We start from the raw sequence: 20,216 nt of genomic DNA, 5'->3' as shown, positions 1-20,216 counted from the left end.
ACCAGTAAATATAAGGGTTCATCTATTACAGGGTTGCCCTTTGCGCTTGTAATCGTCAGCAAAGGAGGGTGTTATGGTCGTTGATGTTCGAGGTGCGATCAGTGCGTTGGCTGCAATCAGCACGGCGGGCCAGAAGCAGGTGAATTTTGCTGCTCGTGTGGCGCTTACCAAGACGGCGCAGAAGGCAGCCGCCGCCGAGGTCAAGGAAATGCGGGACGTGTTCCGCAACCCGACGCCGTACACGCTATCGAGCGTGTACGTGAAGCCGGCCACGGCGGCGCACCTCGAAGCAACCGTGATGCTGAAGGACGAGGCCACCAAGGCGGTGCCGGCTGCGAAGTTCCTGCGTGCACAGATCGATGGCGGCCAACGGGTGCAGAAGCGATTTGAGCGCGCGCTGCAAGCCGTTGGCGCCATGCCCACCGGCTACCGTGCTGTGCCGGCCAGCGGCGCACGCATGGATGCCTACGGCAACATGAGCAGCGGCCAGATCGTCCAGATCCTCGCCTTCTTCAGCGCCTTCCCGGAGATGGGCTACAAGGCCAACATGACCGACAAGGGCCGCGCCCGCCTGGCGCGCGGATCGAAGCGGCAGCAGGGCATGTCCTACTTCATCGGCCATCCCGGTGACCGCTTGCCGCTGGGCGTCTACCAGCGCACCAGCTTCGCGCGCGGCACGGCCATCCGCCCGGTGTTGTTGTTCGTGCGGTCGGCGGTTTACCAAGAGCGCTTCGACTTCAAGTACGTGGCCGAGCAGACAGCTGCCAACGAATTCCCTACCGAGTTTGCCAAGGCCTTTATCGAGGCAGAAAGGACGGCGCGATGAAGCGCAAGGACAAGTTAAAACTCGTATGCGCTGCGAGGGAGACCCTGCGGCGCGTCGACGTCGCCATGGCCGCCACGCGCGACGCCATCGTCAATGTGATCGGTCAGGGCGTCGTCACCAAGCAGTACGGCAGCGCCGTTCTAGTGCTGCAGGCGCGTGCTGCCGTTGAGGCGAAGATGCTGAGCGGGGCGGGGCGGCGGCCACGTCGCGGCGCAAAAACGATGCGTCGAAAGAAACATTGTGCTCGGGAATATATTGCATTGGTGAATGATTGATGAAAAGCAAAATTTCCAAAGGTACTCCCGAGCTGCGGCTGTCAGGGGTAGTTCGAACCCTGACTCCGCGCTAGTCATGGGCCAATTCTAAGGGGGTTGTATTGTCAGAATTTGAACTGAACCAGCCAATGACCCAAGCCCAATTCGGTTCGCTGGTCGGCATCAGCCAACAGGCGGTCGGCAACTTGGTGGGGCGCGGCGTGCTGGATACGAGCGTGCCGGGCATCCAGCTGCTGCAGGCTTATTGTTCGCACTTGCGTGAGCAGGCCGCCGGCCGTGCGGCGAATGGCGATCTCGATCTGGCGACAGAGCGGGCAGGCCTTGCGCGCGAGCAGCGCATCCGTGTGGCGTTGCAGAACGCCGTCACGCAGAAGCAGCTGATGCCGGCCGTTCTGATCGAGGAGATTCTGGCAAAGGCTGGCGCCCGCATCGCTGGCATTTTCGACGCAATCCCCGGTGCGGTGCGCCGCCGCGTGCCCGGGCTACCGGCGGAAGAGATCAATGCTATCGGCGCCGAGATCGCGCGCGTGCGCAATATCGCCGCCAGCATGTCGCTCGCGGATATACGCGACGACGACCCTGACGTGACTGTCGATGATGAGCCTGACGAGGAGGGTGAGATTTGAGCGATATGTACGAAGTCCTCAACTGGCATTCGCCAGAGCTGGGCGCTATCTGGTCGCGCGGAGTCGGTTCGTTCGGCGTACCCGAACCGATGACGCTGGAGGAGTGGGCACGTGAGCACTTCTACCTCTCCAAGGAATCCTCCTACGTCGAACAGGAGTGGCGGCCGTGGCCATTCCAGCGTGCGATCATGGCGTGCATCAGTAATGATGACATCCGTTTCATCGACTTCATGAAGTCGGCACGTGTCGGCTATACCAAGATCCTGCTGGCGGCGATTGGCTACTTCGCTGAGCACAAGCGCCGGAACCAGGTGCTGTGGCAGCCGACCGATGGCGACAACGACGAGTTCGTCAAGACGGAGCTCGACACCATGCTGCGCGATGTGAAGGTCATGGCCCGGGCCATGCCGGCGCATCTGGCACGCCACAAGGACAATACGCTGGCGCAGAAGAAGTTTCTCGGTTGCCTGCTTCATACGCGAGGCGGCACGGCAGCGCGGGCTTACCGCCGGATCTCGGTCGATGTGGCATTCCTGGACGAGCTCGATGCATTCCTGCGCGACATCGAAAAGGAAGGGGCGCCGGATAAGCTCGCGGCAAAGCGGGTCGAAGGCGCAACATTCCCGAAGATGGTGACCGGCTCGACACCGAAGCTGTCGGGCTTCTCGCTGATACAAGAGCGCCATGACGCAGCCGATGAGCGGTTCAAGTATGCGATTCCCTGCCCAGGGTGTGGCCAATACCATGCGCTATCGTGGGGCAAGAAGGACGATTCCACGGGCTTCAAATGGGTGACCGGTGACTCCTCCTCGGTTCGCCATCTTTGCCCGAATGCGGAATGCGGGCTGCTGATTACGCAAGCGGAATACCTCGCGGTGGCGGAAGAAGGCCGGTGGCAAAACTCTGATGGCACAATGATGATCGATGCCTCTGGCGTCTTCCGCAATGCCGCCGGTGCCGAGATCGCGCCGCCGCAGCATATCGCCTTCCACGTCTGGACGGCATACAGTCCAGCTGCCACATGGGCGGACTTGGTGGATGAGTTCCTTGAGGCGCACGAAAAGGCATTGTCCGGTGACGTCACCAAGCTCAAGACCTTCCACAACACAACGCTCGGCCTGCCGTGGGCATTGGAGATGGAAAAGACGGATGCTGACCAACTGAAAGATCAAGCCGAGCCGCATATTTTCGGCACGGTGCCGCGCGGCGGCCTGCTGCTTCTGGCGTCTGGCGATACGCAGGACAATCGGATTGAGTACACCGTTCGAGCGTATGGTCGTGGCTGCGAGACTTGGCTCGTCGAGCACAAAATCTTCTACGGCAACCCGGCAGAGGATCAGGTATGGCTCGACGTCGAAGAGTACTTATTCGAAACCGAGTTTGAGCACGCGGCCGGCACGAAGCTGAAGATCCATGCGAACTGCATCGACACCCAAGGCCACCACACGCAAGCGGTGTACAACTTTGTCCACGCGCACACCTCAAGAAAGACGTTCGCAATCCGTGGCCGCTCCGGGCGTGAAAAACACATCAAAGATGGCGTTTCGCTGGTGGATCTCGACTGGCGAGGGAAGAAACTCAAGCGCGGACTCAAGTTGTGGCAGGTGGGCACCAATTTGGCCAAGGATCTGCTATTTGGCCGCATGAGCATCGAGCGTCCGGGCCCCGGTTACATGCATTTCTCAAAGGACGCCACTGATGAGTACTTCAAGCAAATGGCGGGGGAGGCGCGCGTGGAGCGCGCCACGGCGAACGGGCGCGAATCGCGCTGGACGCCGCTGCGCAAGCGCGTGGAGGCTTGGGACTGCGCCACCTACATGATCTGGCTGGAGACGCATCTGGACCTGACAAAGAAGCCGGCCAAGTTCTGGGATGACCTTGAAGCGAAGGTGCAGCCAGCGATGGCCGATCTGTTCGCCAATCCAGCAGCTGCGCCGGTAGTGCCGGCGCCAGTGGCGGTCGCATCGCCACCGAAAGCGGAAGCCCCACCGGCGCAGCCTTCGAATGTGCATCGTGCTCGTAGCAGTTTTGCCTCTGAAGAATGGGCAGATAGGGGATTCAGTTGAACGACGATCAAACTTACGACATCGTCTCGGCCCTGTTGCAGGAGCTGCGGGCCGTGCCAGAACTGGCATTGTGCGATGACATACTCCAGAAATTGGAGCGGAAAATGAGGCTCGACTGGGGCGGTCAAGCAGTCTACGTCAAGAAGGTCTCGGTGAACGTGGTGGAGCGCCGCCGTGCGATCAAGGCGCGATACAACATGACAAACAGGCGCGAGTTGCAGGCCGAGTTTGGCATCAGCCGCGGCCAATTCTACAAAGACCTGCGCGCGGCGGAGCGCCTGCCCGACGAAGCTGGCCCCGCGTCGAGTCTCCAGTTTCCATAGAAAAGAGACTGCGCAGGCGGTACCTTCAGGCGTCAAGCCACAGGAACCGCACTATGTCCCCAACTCCAGCCGAAATGATCGCCAAGTACTTGGCCGCCGAAAGCGCGCTCCTTGAAGGTAAGGAGGCGCGTTTCGGTGATCGCATCCTGCGCATGGAGGATCTGGGTGAGATCCGCAAGGGGCGCCAAGAATGGGAGCAACGCAGCTTGAGCGCGCAAGGCGCCGCCGCCGGGCGGCCGACGTTTGGTGGTCTGGGCGTGTCGCTGGCCAACTTCGCGGGCGAATGATGAGTCGCACGCTGGCGCCGATTCCAATGAACCTGCTCGACCGGGCGATTGCCGCGGTGTTCCCGCGCGCGGGCCTGCGCCGCATGCACGCGCGGTACGTCCTAAGCCAGTACGACGCGGCGAAGCCCTCGCGACTTCGCAAAGGAAAACGTGACCAGCGCTCGCCCGACCTGCAGGTGCAGCAGGGCGCGGTCGCGCTGCGCGACTTGGCGCGGAATCTTGAACAGAACCACGACATTTTCCGTGGTGCGTTACGCACCATGGTCAACAACATCGTCGGCCCCAACGGCATCGGCATCGAGCCGCAGCCTCGCCGCGCTGACGGCACCATCCACGAGGAATATGCCCGCGCGCTGAAGGAGGTTTATCGCGACTGGTGCAAGTGCCCCGAGGTGACGCACAAGCACCACTGGTCGAAGGTGCAGCGCCTCGGCTGTGCCTCGTGGCTGCGCGATGGTGAATTTTTTGCCCAGCGCTTGCGCGGCGCGGTCCCGCTTCTCGACCACGGAACGACACTTCCATACTCCTTGGAGTTGTTCGAAGCGGACCTCGTTCCGTTCGACCACTACGACGAGGCGAACCGGGTTCAGCAGGGTATCGAGCGCAATGCCTGGGGCCGTGCGACCGCCATCTGGTGCTACAAGGAATTCCCTAACGGTATCAGCTTCCTGAAGCGCAACGCTGACCTCAAGCGCATTCCCATGGCCAACGTGCTACATGTCGCTTCGATAGACCGCATCGGCCAAATGCGCGGTGTCTCAATCTTCGCCAGCGTCATCACTCGGCTGGAGGACATCAAAGAGTACGAGGAAAGCGAACGGATCGCCGCGAAAGTGGCTGCGTCCCTAACTGCGTATGTACGCCGCGGCGCGCCGGAGGACTACGACGTCGATCGTTTCGCCGCCAACGCTGCCGCTGACAATAACTCGACTGATATCGCGATGTCGCCGGGCATGGTCATCAAGGACCTCAAGCCCGGTGAGGACATCGGGATGATCGACTCCAATCGCCCGAACCCGAACTTGATCACGTTCCGCAGCGGTCAGCTGCGCGCGGTGGCCGCCGGCATTGGCGCCAGCTACTCCAGCATTTCGCGCGACTACAACGGCACCTATTCCGCGCAGCGCCAAGAACTGGTCGAGCAATGGGTCCACTACGCCGTAGCAGCCGATGACTTCGTTGGCCAGTTCGTGCAGCCGGTGTGGGAAGACATCGTGCAGATCGCGCATCTGTCTGGTGCCGCGCGGATACCCAAGGATGTTGTCCCATCGACGGCGAGCGATGCGCTTTACGTCGGCCAGGCCATGCCTTGGATCGACCCAATGAAAGAAGCATTGGCGTGGACGGCGCTGGTGCAGGCCGGCTTCGCGAGCGAGGTGGAGGTAATGCGCAAGCGCGGTGCCAACCCGCACGACGTGCTTGAACAGATCAACCAGTACCGCACCAAGGTCGGTGAGATGAAGTTGGTGTTCTCGGCCGACTTCGCGAACGTGCGCAAGTTGCCCGCCGCGCCGGCGCGGGAAGAACCGCCTGAAGATTCCGGCAACGATGATGTCAAAGAGGACAAAGAAAATGAGCAAACCGGTACCAGTCGTTCCTAACTCGGCCGCGGGCGTCGCCCATCCCGACGACCCAACCTTGCGGATCCCTCAGGTAGCCCTTGTGGATGCTAGCGGCATCCCCACTTCCGGCGGCTCGCACGTTTACGGCCGAGTCGGTGGGTTGATCGTCACTGATACTTGGACGACGACTGCAGGTACTTTCGTTAAGACCATCAGCCGCGACAATGGCGTGATCACTGGTGTATCGGATTGGGTGAAACAATGATTGACATCGCAGAATTCCTGTCCATGGCGGAAATCGCCCGCCTCAAGCAATCATCGTCGCCTAGCAGGTCGGGTATTGCCCCAGGCTCACCGGAGACGTTTCTCTTGGTGGAGGGAGACTCCATTGCTATCAAGGCCGCTGCGGCCTCAACAGGTGTCGCGCAGCAATATAGCAGTGACGGTAGCCTAGTGAAGACTGTGCCCATCGCTGCTGATCAGAAAGTGGTCATGGGTCCACTGTCCGGCATTAATGTGATTGTCGTTAACTGCACCGCTGGCAGTCTCGATGCGACGGTGGGGAGTGCGGTGCTTGGCAGCGTTCAAGCCGCAGCCTTGAGTCCATTGGAAAAGATTAATGCACTTAATCTCACGCCATTCAGTTTCAACTATTATTCCATTCTGTCGGACCAATACTACAACCTAGCTGGCGGCAACTCGTCGCGCGCGTTCAACCTGCAATACATCAAGGACTGTGGAGGGAAACTGGTCCGTGTTGGCCTTACTGGCTTTAGCGGCGCGGACTACACAAGTTTCATCCATAATACCGCGACCTTGCCTGATACTGTAACGGACGCTAATCTGCGGCCGACCTTCAAGGCTGCGTGCGATACCTACATGGATGCGCTTGCTGCTTACGGCTTGATTGGGATGCACTGTATTCTGTTCGGCCAAGCCACCATCCCTGGTCTTTTCGGGGAAACCAAGCCAGTTGCATATGGCAGCACCACGTCGAAGACGGCCATCTATGCGCAATCGTTAATGACGTGGTTCGTGTCCCGCTACCGCGATCACCCTGCGATCGGCATGATGTCGATCGGGAACGAGTACACCACGGATAACGCGGGCCTCACCGACCCGACCCCGGCGCAGTTGGGCGCATGGTTCAAATCGGTTGCCGATGCCGCACGCGCAGCCAAGCCAGGCATCATGGTGACGGCCAACATTACCGCGCCAGTGATTGTGCTCAACCGCACCAAGGAAACCGTTGAACAGTCCGTAGCACGCTACCGAGTACTGTTCGCTGGCCTCGATGCGTACTGCCTGCACATGTACGGCTACTACGCTTTCACTGGGTTGCAGAACTTGGAGGTTGGTACTCTCCCTATCGCTGTCTACAACTCGTTTGGTTACGAGGGCGTGGAACCGATGATGCAGGCGTACGCCGATATGGCTCGGGCAGACCGCAAGCCGCTTATCATCGGCGAATGGGGAGTGAGCATCGATAACGAATACGATGCAGATACCGCATCCCAGTTCTACAGCACGCGGAAAAAGTGGCGTCTCGCCAAGGCGGTCGTGCCGTATGCTCATACGTCACTGATGTGGAACGTCCAGTTGACCAGCATCGCCGCTGCATCCGGCCAGAGCGTATGGGCCATCGACCCGCAGGCCGCGACTTCCCGTGCCGCAGACATCATGGCTATTGCCAAGGCTTTCAACTATGCCCAACTGCCACAGCGCAACGTCGGCGGCGCCATGGCGTCGCGCCGAAACGCGATGCGACCCGCCTGTGCAATGCGCAACCTTGGTAATCGCGGCGGTGGTATCAACATTCGGTTCACCAGCACGGCAGCGCACCAGTCCAGCACCGGCTATGCATTGATGTTCTGGTTTAAGCTGACCGGCACGCTGAATAACGCCGAGGTCATGATGGACTTCCGAAACGCGGCGGCTTCGGCTGGCTTCGCCATTCTTGCCCGATTGGTTGCTAATAATAAATCGTTCTATTCCGATGGCCGTTACTTCAACGGTACAGCGGGCGTAACATCCGGCAACACCAACGACAGGCTCCCTGACTTTGAATTGGGAGAATGGCACCACGTCGCCTACAAATTCAAACTCTACAATTCCAACGGCACCCGCACCGGCGTCACCGAGATATGGCTCGACAGCGTGTACTGGGAAACTGTGGGCGGGGCGATCCCGGCCCACACAACAGCGCAGGTTCCCGGTGATGTTCCTGACTCGATCCCCGTCGGGACGACGATCTATGCTATGTGTAATGCTTCAAACGGCGTCCCGTTTAGTGCGCAGGACATTGTTCTGCTCCCATCCATCGTGGACGACCAGGAAATTTGGGACCACATGGCTGGAGCGGTAAACCGTCGTTCGATGCTGCACATCCGGGCGTTCCCCGATGGCACGATTGCTGACATTTCCGCAAACGCGGTAGCGTTAACCATCAGCGGCATCGGTGTGGCAGTTGAAAGGTAGCGGGCGCGTCAACCGGAGCGCGCGCCGCTATCGTTCCAACGGCAACTCGCGCAGCTGGGCGCTTCCGGCGCGCGATGGCGGTGGTTAGGCACAGGCCGGCCAACAGCATGGCGTAGGTCGAGGGCTCCGGCACGGGCGAAAGATTACGCAGGACAGCCACCTCGGCAACTAGTTCGATCTGACCGACGCCGGAGTCGATAGCATATCGCAGTGAGTGAGTGGCAAATTTATTAAGGTTCAAGTCCAATGGGAGAGATGGGCTATTTAGGGAGCTGCCGGTTGGATCGCTGAAGAGGAAGGTGGCTCGTTCGGCATCGCTCTGGTAGGGAGTGAAAGTGAACGACAAGGAGTCGGCGCTTGAGGGAGCTCCGCCATTCACGACCCGGAACTGGCTCGACTGTGGCGCCAAGTAATCACCGAACGCTAAGCCACTTGTAGACGAGAACTCCGAATAGCCCAAGTCTTTATAGATTAAATCGATATCAGGAGTTACCGTCATCCAAACGGGTGCGACGGTACTGAATGAGAATGTTCCTTTGATGCTATCGCCGAGGCGAAGTTCTTTCCCTTTGATTGTGATGACATCTTCTGTTATTGGCTTACCATCGACCAGGATCGTTGAGACAGCTGCCGTAAAGCCGAATTTCGCGTAGTCGGCAGCCTGTGCCGAGCACATCAGTCCTGCAAGCAGGGCTGCGTGCAAAAACTTATATAGTTTCATAAAGATTCCGATTCAAATTGTTTTCCGAGAATGAGATCCATTTTGGTGCAAAAAAGACATCTATTAATGTACCGCAATACGGCGCAAAGGTAGTGATGATCGTACTTTTCCGTATTTATATTGCAACATTTTATGAACTGAACTTATTGCCAAAACATGTACCGTTATGCTTATTGACGAGAAGCTTCGGTAATGTGGCGGTGGCCAGCGGCTCCGTCCGACACGCGATGATCCAGCCGTGACATTGGCGATAGCAGTCTCGGTTTTACGTAGAAATGAGACTGGCCAAACGCGAAACTGTGCGAACTGAACAAGGAACGCACATGTCCGCACCTACGCAAAACCAAGACAATCAGCAGAAGTGGTACACCATCCGCGCCCACGCGCGGCCAGCCGCTGCAGGTGCGGTCGCCGCGTCGTCGGCCGAGATCCTGATCTACGGCGACATCGGCGAAAGCTGGTACGGCGACACGATCGCCGCTAAGGACTTCGTTCGCGAGATCGCGGCGTTGGATGTCACCGAAATGACCGTGCGCATCAACAGCTTTGGCGGCTCGGTAGCCGATGGCATCGCAATCTTCAACGCCATCAAGCGCCACCCGGCTACCGTCACCACGATCGTCGATGCCGTTGCCGCGTCAATTGCCAGCCTGATTGCGATGGCTGGCGACGAGATCCAGATGGCCGAGAACGCGCTGCTGATGATCCACGCCCCCTGGTTGGACTGGGTCTCCGGCAATGCGAACCAGATGCGCGACTATGCCGAGATGCTCGACACGTACTCGGACGCGATGGCCACGAGCTACGCCGTCCGTTCCGGCGACAAGGCCGGCGCGCTGGCCTTGCTCAAGGACGGCAAGGATCACTGGTACACCGCCGCAGAAGCGGAAGCAGCGCAGCTGATCGACACAATCGTGTCAGCAGTCCCCATTGCCGCCTCGGCACACCTCCATGCTACGGCGCGTGCGCGCTACAAATCTTTCCCCACACAAGAAACAACCGCGGCGGCAATTCTGGCGCCAGTCATCACCACCAAGGAGAACGTTACCATGAATCAAACCGCGCCAGCAGCACAGACCGCAGCGCCTGTTATTGCAGTAACCACGCCGGCTGATGTCCAGGCTGCGGCCGCTGCGGCCGCCAACGCCGCGCTCGCAGCGGACAAGATCCGTCGCGCCGATATCTCGGCGGCGTTCGCCAAGTTCTCCAACGTTGAAGGCGCGAACGCGCTGATGCTCGCATGCCAGGATGACCAAGAGTGCACGGTCGAGAAGGCGAACGCAAAACTGCTCGCTCACCTCGGCAAAGATTCGACGCCGGCGGCAGTGACCCGCATCATTACGATGGAAGATTCGCGCGACAAGTTCCGCGCCGGTGCGGCAGCAGCGTTGATGGCAAAGGCCGGCCTCGGCAACGACGACACTGCTAACGGCTTCCGTAGCTTTAACCTGATGGATCTGGCCCGCGAATCGCTGGCGCATCTCGGTGTGAGCGCGCGAGGCATGGATAAGATGGCGCTGGTGGCTGCTGCATTCACGCACACTGGTAGCGATTTCCCGTTGCTGCTGCAGAACGTCGCCAACAAGGCGATGCTCAAGGGCTACGAGGAAGCTGACGAAACCTTCCAAAAGTGGACTTCGAAAGGCACGCTGGGCGACTTCAAGCCTGGCAAGCGCGTTGACCTGAACTCGTTCCCTACGCTGTCCAAGGTGCAGGATGGTGCGGAATACACCTACGCTACCGTCGGCGAGCGCGGCGAGACGGTGCAACTGGCCACCTACGGCAAGTTGTTCTCAATCACTCGCCAGACCGTCATTAACGACGATCTCGATGCCTTCTCCAAAATCCCGCGCCGGATGGGCCGTGCGGCCATCCGCACGATCGGCGACCTGGTGTACGGCATCTTGACCAGCAACCCGACCATGCGCGACAACGTTCAGCTGTTCCACGCAAACCACAAGAACCTGATGACCGGTTCCGGCATCAGCACCCTGTCGGTGGATCAAATGCGCGTGGCGATGGGTAAACAGACGGACGGCAACGCTGTGCTGAACATCCGCCTGGCGCAGCTGTTGGTGCCACTGGCGCTGGAAGGTACCGCCAGTGTCGTACGCGATAGCGAGTACGAGGTCGGTGCGGCAACCAAGAACAACACCACGCCTAACTTCGTGCGCGGCACCTTCGAAGTGATCTCCGATGCTCGCCTCGACGCTGCGTCGGCGACCGCCTGGTACGGCACGGCTAACGCGAACATCACCGACACCGTGGAGGTTAGCTACCTCGATGGCGTCGAAACGCCGACGCTGGAGCAAAAGGATGGCTGGACTATCGACGGCGTCGAGTTCAAGGTGCGCCACGATGCAGGCGTTGCGCCGCTCGACTTCCGCACCATGCAATCCAATCCTGGCGCGTAAGCACCGATCACCGATCCAGGCCACGGGAGTGGCCGACAACCCTCAAGGAGCCACTCATGGCGAAGAACTACGTTCAAGACGGTGAAGTGCTGAGCTTCACCGCGATCACTGCGGTGTCGTCTGGCGCCGTCGTGGTGATCGGTAAGCGCATCGGTATCGCTCTGGGCGATATCGCTGTGGGCCAATCCGGCCCCGTTCAAGTCACTGATGTCTGGCAGTTGCCAAAGCTGACGACCGATGTCGTCGCTCAAGGCGATCTGCTGTACTGGGACGCCGGCAACAACCGACTCACTACCACTGTTGGTAGCAACATCTTGGCCGGCTACGCCGCTTACGCGGCTGGTAATGGCGCGGGAACCGTCAACATCAAGATCAACGCCTGACCATGTTCGAGCTTGTCGAAGCGCGTATCAACAGCGCCGCCATGAAAAAGCTGTCGAACGCGACAGCCTTAATCAATGGCGAGGGCGTGCGCGTGATCTTCGACGCCGAATACAAAGTCGGGATGGTGGGCGTTGTCGGTATCGGCGCTTCTGAACCGCAGATGGTGATTGCGAACGAAGATGTTCCGCTCGATTTCATTGGGATGGAACTCTCCATCAATGGCGCGATCTGGTCTGTAGTTGACCGCCACCCCGACGGCCAGGCTCTCGCTGGCCTGAGTGTGGTAGTGCTGGAGAAGCGATGACCACCTCCCATCGGTTGGTGCTGAAAGCGGTTGTATCCACCCTGATCGCCGCGGGCGTCGCGGCGGGCAGGGTCTACAGCTCGCGGACACGCGCGATCAACTCGGAGACGCCGCACGCAGTGATTGTCCGCCTTGGTCGCAGTGCCAGCATGCTCGCGCATGTGAAAGGCGGCCCAACTACCTGGAAGACGCTGGTGCAGATCGAGTCGTACGGCCGCATGACTGGTGGTGAGCCTGACGAGGCGTCCGATGAAATTGTCGAGCAGGTCTTCGCGGCGCTGGCCGAGAACCCCTCTTTAGGAGGTAAGGCCATCGAGGTTGCCCCACTGGACGGCGACACACTGTCATGGGATCTGGACGAGCTAGACACCGCGCTCGGCTGCACTACCGCTAAATTTATTGTTGAACATCGTACTAAGGGAAGGACGTTAGAGCATGTCTAAGTCGAACGATTCGAAATCTGGTGTCGGTAAGAGCGCCGACACCGGCGCGCTGAGCAGCGACCAAGACCAAGCTAGCTTGGAAACTCGTCCACTGGACGAGCAAGTCGTCGAGCAACCGGAGCATGGTGGCAGCTTTGTCCGTTGCCCCAAGTCCGGCGCGCTGACCCGTGTCGAAACTGAACCGGCGCAAGACGCCAAATAACCGGGAGTACGCTATGAGCCGCAATACTCGCAATACCGTTATCCTGGCAAAGTTGGAGACCACTTACGGCCAAGATTCTATCCCGATTGGTGCCGCAAATGCTTTGCTCGTCAGCAATGTGTCGATCAATGTGCTTAACGCGCAAAATCAGGCTCGCGACATCATCCGCAAGTATTTGGGCAACTCCGAGGAGCTGATCGGCACGCGCTATAAGGAAGCCAGCTTCGACATCGAAGTCGTTGGTTCCGGCACTCCCGGTACCGCGCCTCCGCTGGGGCCGCTCCTGCGCGCCTGTGGTTTCGCTGAAGTTATCACGGCTGGGACTCGTGTGGACTATACGCCGATCTCTGGCAACTTCGAGTCGCTGACTATCTACTGGTACGACGACGGCGTGCTGCACAAGTTGGTCGGCGCGCGCGGCAGCGCTTCGCTGGATATGACGCAGGGCGGGATTCCGAAGCTGAAATTCAAGTTCGTCGCCAAGGACGGCGGCGATATCGAAGATCCGCTGCCGGCCACGACGCTCACCGCATGGCGCGTGCCACAAACCGTGATAGACGCGAACTCCGGTGATCTTACTTTTGGCTGCACTCACGCCTCCACCGGCGCACCCGCGCTCACCTCCGGCAGTACGTACCCGAGCCAAGGCATCACTGTCGATTTCGGCATCCAAACTCCATTCAATGCACTGCTTGGCGGTGAATCGGTTCCCATTACCGATCGCAAAATGACGGGCTCGGTGAAGCTCGATCTTACGGCCGCGCAGGAGGTCGCCTTCCTCGCCGATGTCAAGTCGACTGCTCTGACGAGTGTGGGTCTGCAACACGGGACGGTCGTTGGCGACATGGTGATGCTGTTCCTGGCATCGGTTCAGCGCCTGGAGCCAACTAAGGACGAGTTGAACGGTCAGCGGTTGATTGGTTTCAAGCTGAACGTCAACCCTAAAGCCGGCAATGACGAATTGCGCCTGGTCTTCTACTAATCGAGTACGTTCAACGAAGGGAATTTAGAAAATGAGCAAAAAGAAATACAAGGTGATGGTGAGTGACACCGTGATTGTTCCCGTTGAAGGGAATTTGAAGGACGAGCACGGCAACACCGTTGCCTTCAAGTTCAAGCTCACCTGCGACCGATTGAGTGCTGATGATCTGAAGACAAAGATGTCCTCTCAAAGCTCTATCAAGGACATTCTGCGCGAAATCGTTAAGGGCTGGGAAGGTCAGCGCTTGGTTTTGGAAGAGGACGATACGCCGGCGCCGTTCTGCCCTGACTCATTCGATCAGCTGATCGACATCGCTGGCTTGGCATTGCTGTGTTTCAACACTTTTGTGAAAGAAAATGGCGCCGTAGAAAAAAACTAAGAAGCCTCGCCCGCCTATCTGCGCTTGGTCAGATTTGTTCGGAGCAAGAAGAGGAAGCTCAGGCCACAGCGGTGGACACCTCCGCCGCCTTTTGGGGCTTGGTGCCGGTTTATGAGAAAAGGCGGTTCGACCCGCCCGTGGTCTATCTCTGGCCGGAGAACCTCGATGCGTGGAACTTCTACGCGAAGATCCGGCGACAGTGGAATGTAACTGCGATGGGCGAGGCGATCGGGCTTCGGGCTGAGGGTGTCGAGGCTGTTATGCGAATTTGCGGCGTGAGACGCCAAGATCGCGCCGCCTTGCTGGCGAAGATTCAAACGATGGAGGATGCGATGTTGGATGCATGGAGTGAAAATCGAGATGGCTGAAACTCGCGTCCTCATTACTGCCGAAGCCACTCAAGCCATTGCTGAGTACCATCGTCTTCGCACAGAGGCGACTGGTGCGCTTAACAGTATGGCAGGCGGCGGCGATCAGCTCCGGCGGCTTGGTGTGTCGGCAGCTCAGACCGCTGCCGCTTTGCGCCAAGTGCCGGCGCAGTTCACCGACATCGTGGTGAGCCTACAAGCAGGCCAGAACCCACTCACTGTTTTACTTCAGCAGGGCGGCCAACTGCGCGATATGTTCGGCAGCACCGGCGCTGCAGCCCGCGCGCTTGGCGGCTACGCTTTGGGGCTAATCAACCCGTATACCGTTTTGGCAGCCGCCGCCGCCGCTGTCGGATATGCGTACTATCAGGGCAGCAAGGAGGCGGCCGCGTTCAATCGTGCCATTGTGATGTCTGGCAATGCTGCCGGCGTGACGAAAGACCAGCTCGCCAGCATGGCCCGCGAGATTGGCAGTGGCGACGCGACTCAAAAGCAGGCGGCAGCTGCCATTGCCGCGCTGACCGAAACCGGCCGAGTGGGGCGGGAAAATCTGAAAGCCTTCGCGACCACGGCCGTCAACGCTGAAAAAAGCGTTGGTATAGCCCTCACTTCCACCGTGAAGGATTTCGAGGATCTTGGAAAGTCGCCCGTCCAGGCGACGCTACGCCTGAACGAGCGTTACAACTTTCTCACCGCAGCGGTGTACGAACAGATTGTAGCCCTCGAACGCAAAGGCGATGTAGACGCTGCTGGTGATCTCGCGCAGAAAGCATACGCGGCGGCGCTGGATCAGCGCACCGCCGGCATTAAGGCTAATCTGGGCACGCTGGAATCGGCGTGGGAATGGGTCGGTCTGAAAGCCAGCAAGGCTTGGGACTTCATGCTTAACGTTGGGCGTGAGGACACACTCGACGATAAGATCAATGATGTAAAAAGCAAACTCCAGAAAATCAAGCTGGAGCAGATGACGTTTGTGGGCAGCTCCGCCGAAAACCGTGCCGACTCCAACAAGCGTAAAGCGATCTTGCAGGCCGAGCTAAGCGGACTTGAAGATCGGAAGAAAAAGGAAGGGGAGGTCGCCGCCAGTAAGAAGGCGGCGAACGATCTTGAGCAGGCCAAGATCAAATGGATGCAAGATGGCGAGAAGTATCTTCCGCGTCAGCTGCAATTGGAAAACGCAATCGCCAAAGCCCGTGCTGAAGGTGCTGCCGCTCATGCTTCCGACGAGGCGATTTCGAAACGCATCGCCCAGATCACCCAAAGCTATGGTGATATCGCAAACGATGCCATCGACTCTCAGATTGAGGCGATCAAGCGCCGAGGCGCTACCGAAGACGCGGTAATTCGCCGGTCGGTTGATTTGCTGACGTCCAAGAATCGATCAGGATTGGTTCTTGAAGAGGACTACATCCGCGCGGTCGCACAACTCGACAATGCCGCATTTGAGAAGGAGAAGTCCCGCCTGGCCGAAGAACTCGCGCTTACCGCGAAAAAACAAAATAGTCAGAAGGATCAGGCTGCGCTGCGTGGCCAGATTGCCCAGTTGTCCGCTCAGCAGGCTACCCGTGCGCTTCAAGAACAAAACGAGCTAGAAGAGCTTGAGGTTCGTCGAAGCCGTGCGGCTGCGGAAAACTACGCTAACGCCGTTGAAAAGCAGCAAGCCGTAAATCGATCGCTCGCAGATCAGATCATTGTTCAGCGTGACGCTAATGCCGAGATTGGTCTAACTAAGGCCGGTCAGATGGAACTGACCATCGCCCGCCTCGAGGATCGTGCAGCACTGGCCGAACAGAACGCCGAGATCGCTGACGGCTTGGATTTTAGCGGTAAGCTTTCCGAAGAATACCGGCGTCAGGCGCAGCAGTTGCGGGATCTTGCCACTGCGAAGCGAGCCGGCGCAGTCAAGCAGGAGGCATCGGATAAATTCAGCGCAAAAGATTTGGAGGACTACCTCGACCCTATGAAAGCGAAGTCCTTCGGTGACGCGTTGAAGGACGCCTTCGGCGGCGCCGGCGATGCGTTAACGAAGCTGCGCGCTTCCTTGCAGGACTATGGGATCGCCCAAACCACGGTAGAGCGCGCGCGCGCTGCGGCGGCGGTGGCTTACGCCAACGATTCAAAAAAGCTGTCAGCCGCAAATATCGCGATCACCCAAAAGGAGACGCAGGTGCGTATGGGGGCGTATGGTGACATCGCGGGCGCCGCCTCAGAATTCTTCGGCGAGCAGAGCAAGGGCTATAAGGTGTTGCAAGGCGTATCCCAGGCCTTCCACCTGGCTCAGTTGGCGATGAATCTGGCTTCGATCGGCCCGGCAATTGCAGCAGGTGCGGCCCAAATGTTCGCTCAGTCAGGCTTCGGCGGTTTTGCTGGCGTTGCCGCAATGATCGGCGTGATGGCGGCGCTCGGTGCATCCACCGGCGGCGGAGGTGGCAGCGGCGGGATGAGCGCTGCTGACATGCAGAAGACGCAGGGGACAGGTTCCGTCTTCGGTGACAGCTCGGCGAAATCGGACTCGATCCGCCATTCCATTGAGCTGCTTACCCAAAACTCCAATGATATGCTGCCGATCAATCAGGGCATGCTGACCGCGCTGAAGAACATTGAATCATCGATGGTGGGCTTGACTAATCTGGTGGTGCGTACCACGGGCCTTACTGATGGCGCAAATATGGGCATTCAGACGGGAACGATTGCAACCGGCGGGCCAACAGCGCTGGCTGGCAGCGCAGGGCTTGGCGCTATTGCAGGGGGGCTGCTCGCGGGGCCACTTGGCGCTGCCATCGGCGGTGCAATCGGTGGCGCCGTTTCCAAACTGTGGGGGAAGACGACCCAAAAGATCGTCGACTCGGGATTGCAGTACGGTGGAAGTGTACGCAGCCTGCAGGCGGGACAAGGCTTCGAGCAGTACGCCAGTATAGATACAACCAAGTCCAGTTGGTTCGGACTGTCGAAGAGCACGAGTAACCGCATTGAGACGCAAGGCTTGAACGATGAGTTGTCGAAGCAGTTCGGCCTGATTTTTACGAACTTGGACAAGTCTCTCCAAGCGGCATCCGAAGCGATGGGCGGCTCAGCGGCCGACATTATCAAGGTGTTGGACAATTTGACACTGGAAAGCACCAAGGTTTCCTTGAAGGGGCTGACCGGTACGGAGTTGACCGATGCGCTTAACTCCGTCATCTCGAAATCGATGGATGAGATCGCGGCAGCTGCGTTTCCCGAACTGGATAAATTCCGGCAGGTAGGTGAGGGCTACGCTGAAACGGTGATGCGTATCGCTGGTGATTACGCCAAGTTGGACGCTATTCTCGCCGCCACTGGCAGTACTTTCGGAGCTACCGGTATCGCCAGTGTTTCGGCGCGCGAGCGCCTGATTGAGCTGGCTGGTGGCATTGATGAACTGGCCAGCCAGTCCGACAATTTCGCGAAAGATTTCCTGAGTAAGGCCGAGCAACTGGCGCCGGTGCAGAAGTACGTCACCGATCAACTAGCCAAAATGGGCCTGCAAAGCTTGGACACGCGTGAAAAATTCAAGGACTACGTGCTGGGCCTTGCGAGTTCTGGTGCGCTCTTGACCGACGCTGGCGCGCAGCAGTATGCAACATTGCTCGGGTTGGCTAAAGCCTTCGCAGAGACGCACGCGGCGACGGAGGATCTGACCAAGACTGAGCAGGAAATCGCTGATGAGCGCAAGACCTTGCGCAACCAGCTAGACGAGTTGACTATGTCTTCGGCCCAACTGCTGGCGAAGGAGCGCGACGCGCTCGATGAGAGCAACCGGGCTTTGTTTGATCAGGTGCAGGCCGCCAAGGCTTCGGCCGATGCGCATGCTAAAGCTGCCGAGGCGATCAAGGCAGCGCAAGAGTCCTCCGCCGCGGCTACGCTGAGCCTAGGGAACGCACTGGCTGATAGCATTAAAAAGGCTACTGAAGCGGCTGCGGCGCTCCGTAAATTCAACGACGAGCTAAGTATTGGCGACCTGTCGCCACTCTCCAGCCAGGCGAAGTACGAACTTTCGAAAGATGCTCTCTTGCGGGCCGATAGCGACAACATTCAGTCTGCTGCAAATAAGTTTTTGGAGGCCTCGAAGGCGCGTGGCGCTGGATCTCTATCCTACGCCACCGATTTCGCTTTCGTGAAGAGCTTGATTGAAAAAATGGCAGGGAGCAAGTCTGACTTTGCGACATCAGCGGCTTCGTTCTGGCAGACGGCATTGAAAAACGGCGCCATCGGTGCGCACGAAAATGGCGGAGTTGCCTCCGGCCTGTCCCTTGTTGGCGAACGCGGGCCTGAATTGGCAAACTTCGCCCAGCCCGCCCGTATCTACACCGCTTCTCAGACGCGCGCGATTCTGAATGCCGACTCGAGCGGTGGACTCACAGAAGCGACCGCCCAGCGGTTGATCTACGCGCTGGAGGTGGTGGCGACCAACACCGGCAACTCGGCGACCGCCTCGAAGAAGGCGGCCGATATCCTTCAACGTGTCACCCGTGATGGTGATGCTTTGGTGACGACAAGCGAATGAACGTTATTCCTCCAATCTCGATTACCGACGCGATCCTTACAAGTAGCCCTGTGCCGGAAGGCGTGCCTACTGCATACGCGACCGGGACAACCTACGCGGCTGGCGCTTTGGTTTCCGTTACCGGCGCCAACGGAGCATTCGATTGCTTTGCATCGAAGAAGGGCGGAAACGTCGGAAATGCGCCGGCAAGTTCGCCTGCGTGGTGGGTCTTTGCCGGCACAACCTATAACGTGTATGCAGCTGGAGCTACGTACGCGTTGGGATGGCGAGTAATCGATCCGGCTTCACACCAGGTCTACCAATCACTTATGTCCGGCAACGTAGGAAATCCTCTGTCTGACGGCGAGAAGTGGTTCCTGGTTGGCGCCACCAATCGGTGGGCTATGTTCGATCTGTTGCGCAATACGCGCACAATCTTTGGGGGCACGCTGTCGGTTGTGCTGACTCCGGTCAAGCGTGTCAGCGCCATTGCGCTGCTGGGGCTCGCGGCAACTTCGGTGGCGGTCACCGTCGAGGTTGCTGGTGTGGTCGCTTACTCGAAGACAGTGAACCTCATTAGGCGCGATGTCCGCAAATGGAGCGAGTATTTGCGCCGTGGCTTCCGCACTAAAGAAAGCCTTGCTTTATTCGACCTGCCGCCATACTCCAATGCGACGATTACGGTCGCGATCTCCAACGCGTTCGGCAATACTGAGTGTGGTTCTTGCGTGGTTGGAATGGCCGAGTATCTGGGCGGCGTTCGTTATAGCGCTGAGTCCGACGTCTTGAATTTCTCGAAAGTGAAGCGCGACGACGACGGCAATAGTGAATTGCAGCCGAAGCCGAATATTCCCAAGGCAAATCTCATTGTTGAAACTGATAAGTCGCTCATCGAGCGCCTACGCCAGATTCGTAGGGATCTGGATGCGAAGCCAGTCGTATGGTCTGGGCTGGATGATAGCGACCACGAGTACTTCGAAGCTTTGTTAATCCTTGGGATTTACAAACGCTTCGCCATCAATTTGGAAAAAACAATCACCGTAACCACTCTTGAGCTTGAGGAAGTCTAGCC

18 protein-coding genes and 1 pseudogene are annotated in these 20,216 nt (G+C 58.7%); 18 read left to right on the top strand and 1 reads right to left on the bottom strand.

The window, feature by feature from the left end; genetic code table 11:
- Nucleotides 1-73: 73 nt before the first annotated feature.
- The 8 genes from GTP45_RS01185 to GTP45_RS01150 all read left to right on the top strand — a co-directional run bounded on the left by GTP45_RS01185 (nucleotide 74) and on the right by GTP45_RS01150 (nucleotide 8,443).
- Nucleotides 74-826: a hypothetical protein gene (locus GTP45_RS01185; protein WP_161012057.1), complete on the top strand. Its 753-nt coding sequence runs from the start codon at nucleotides 74-76 to the stop codon at nucleotides 824-826.
- On the top strand, nucleotides 823-1,101 hold the full coding sequence (locus tag GTP45_RS01180) for a hypothetical protein (RefSeq protein ID WP_161012056.1): 279 nt from the start codon (nucleotides 823-825) through the stop codon (nucleotides 1,099-1,101). Before GTP45_RS01185 ends, GTP45_RS01180 begins: the two co-directional genes overlap by 4 nt.
- A gap of 128 nt (nucleotides 1,102-1,229) precedes the next feature.
- Entirely contained in the window at nucleotides 1,230-1,727 is a 498-nt protein-coding gene (locus GTP45_RS01175; RefSeq protein WP_161012055.1) for a terminase small subunit, read from the top strand.
- 5 nt (nucleotides 1,728-1,732) lie between these two features.
- The gene (locus tag GTP45_RS01170) at nucleotides 1,733-3,793 is read left to right on the top strand and encodes a phage terminase large subunit family protein (RefSeq protein ID WP_161012680.1); all 2,061 of its coding nucleotides are present in this window, start codon (nucleotides 1,733-1,735) and stop codon (nucleotides 3,791-3,793) included.
- Complete coding sequence (locus GTP45_RS01165; RefSeq protein ID WP_161012054.1) at nucleotides 3,790-4,116, top strand: Mor transcription activator family protein; 327 nt, start codon at nucleotides 3,790-3,792, stop codon at nucleotides 4,114-4,116. Before GTP45_RS01170 ends, GTP45_RS01165 begins: the two co-directional genes overlap by 4 nt.
- Nucleotides 4,117-4,169: 53 nt before the next feature.
- Nucleotides 4,170-4,403 (top strand): DUF6148 family protein, encoded by a 234-nt coding sequence (locus tag GTP45_RS01160; RefSeq protein ID WP_161012053.1) that lies wholly within the window; start codon nucleotides 4,170-4,172, stop codon nucleotides 4,401-4,403.
- Between the two features lie 26 nt (nucleotides 4,404-4,429).
- The gene (locus GTP45_RS01155) at nucleotides 4,430-6,004 is read left to right on the top strand and encodes a phage portal protein (RefSeq protein WP_161012052.1); all 1,575 of its coding nucleotides are present in this window, start codon (nucleotides 4,430-4,432) and stop codon (nucleotides 6,002-6,004) included.
- A gap of 222 nt (nucleotides 6,005-6,226) precedes the next feature.
- A complete protein-coding gene (locus GTP45_RS01150; protein WP_161012051.1) occupies nucleotides 6,227-8,443 on the top strand; it encodes a cellulase family glycosylhydrolase in 2,217 nt (738 codons plus the stop codon).
- A 49-nt stretch (nucleotides 8,444-8,492) separates the two neighbouring features.
- On the opposite strand, the pseudogene GTP45_RS01145 reads toward GTP45_RS01150, so the two are convergent.
- Nucleotides 8,493-9,164, bottom strand: a pseudogene (locus GTP45_RS01145) (PEP-CTERM sorting domain-containing protein); the annotation flags it as partial.
- Between the two features lie 323 nt (nucleotides 9,165-9,487).
- Between GTP45_RS01145 and GTP45_RS01140 the strand changes: the two are divergent.
- The 10 genes from GTP45_RS01140 to GTP45_RS01095 all read left to right on the top strand — a co-directional run bounded on the left by GTP45_RS01140 (nucleotide 9,488) and on the right by GTP45_RS01095 (nucleotide 20,214).
- Nucleotides 9,488-11,578 (top strand): ClpP-like prohead protease/major capsid protein fusion protein, encoded by a 2,091-nt coding sequence (locus tag GTP45_RS01140; protein ID WP_161012049.1) that lies wholly within the window; start codon nucleotides 9,488-9,490, stop codon nucleotides 11,576-11,578.
- A gap of 56 nt (nucleotides 11,579-11,634) precedes the next feature.
- A complete protein-coding gene (locus tag GTP45_RS01135; protein ID WP_161012048.1) occupies nucleotides 11,635-11,961 on the top strand; it encodes a DUF2190 family protein in 327 nt (108 codons plus the stop codon).
- A 2-nt stretch (nucleotides 11,962-11,963) separates the two neighbouring features.
- Complete coding sequence (locus GTP45_RS01130; RefSeq protein ID WP_161012047.1) at nucleotides 11,964-12,266, top strand: head-tail joining protein; 303 nt, start codon at nucleotides 11,964-11,966, stop codon at nucleotides 12,264-12,266.
- Complete coding sequence (locus GTP45_RS01125; protein ID WP_161012046.1) at nucleotides 12,263-12,709, top strand: hypothetical protein; 447 nt, start codon at nucleotides 12,263-12,265, stop codon at nucleotides 12,707-12,709. Before GTP45_RS01130 ends, GTP45_RS01125 begins: the two co-directional genes overlap by 4 nt.
- Entirely contained in the window at nucleotides 12,702-12,911 is a 210-nt protein-coding gene (locus GTP45_RS01120) for a hypothetical protein (RefSeq protein ID WP_161012045.1), read from the top strand. The genes GTP45_RS01125 and GTP45_RS01120 overlap by 8 nt, the downstream gene beginning before the upstream one ends.
- 13 nt (nucleotides 12,912-12,924) lie before the next feature.
- A complete protein-coding gene (locus tag GTP45_RS01115; protein WP_161012044.1) occupies nucleotides 12,925-13,893 on the top strand; it encodes a phage tail tube protein in 969 nt (322 codons plus the stop codon).
- A 31-nt stretch (nucleotides 13,894-13,924) separates the two neighbouring features.
- The gene (locus tag GTP45_RS01110) at nucleotides 13,925-14,272 is read left to right on the top strand and encodes a hypothetical protein (protein ID WP_161012043.1); all 348 of its coding nucleotides are present in this window, start codon (nucleotides 13,925-13,927) and stop codon (nucleotides 14,270-14,272) included.
- Between the two features lie 71 nt (nucleotides 14,273-14,343).
- Nucleotides 14,344-14,640 carry a DUF1799 domain-containing protein gene (locus GTP45_RS01105; protein ID WP_161012042.1) on the top strand — a complete coding sequence of 99 codons (297 nt, stop codon included), beginning with the start codon at nucleotides 14,344-14,346 and terminating at the stop codon, nucleotides 14,638-14,640.
- The gene (locus tag GTP45_RS01100; RefSeq protein WP_161012041.1) at nucleotides 14,621-19,165 is read left to right on the top strand and encodes a phage tail length tape measure family protein; all 4,545 of its coding nucleotides are present in this window, start codon (nucleotides 14,621-14,623) and stop codon (nucleotides 19,163-19,165) included. The genes GTP45_RS01105 and GTP45_RS01100 overlap by 20 nt, the downstream gene beginning before the upstream one ends.
- Complete coding sequence (locus tag GTP45_RS01095) at nucleotides 19,162-20,214, top strand: hypothetical protein (RefSeq protein ID WP_161012040.1); 1,053 nt, start codon at nucleotides 19,162-19,164, stop codon at nucleotides 20,212-20,214. The genes GTP45_RS01100 and GTP45_RS01095 overlap by 4 nt, the downstream gene beginning before the upstream one ends.
- Nucleotides 20,215-20,216: the final 2 nt, after the last annotated feature.

This window comes from Duganella rivi (assembly GCF_009857435.1).
In the GTDB taxonomy this organism is placed as follows: Bacteria; Pseudomonadota; Gammaproteobacteria; order Burkholderiales; family Burkholderiaceae_D; genus Rugamonas; species Rugamonas rivi.
Note: the sequence above shows the minus strand (reverse complement) of the source record. Positions and strands in the feature narration are given on the sequence as shown.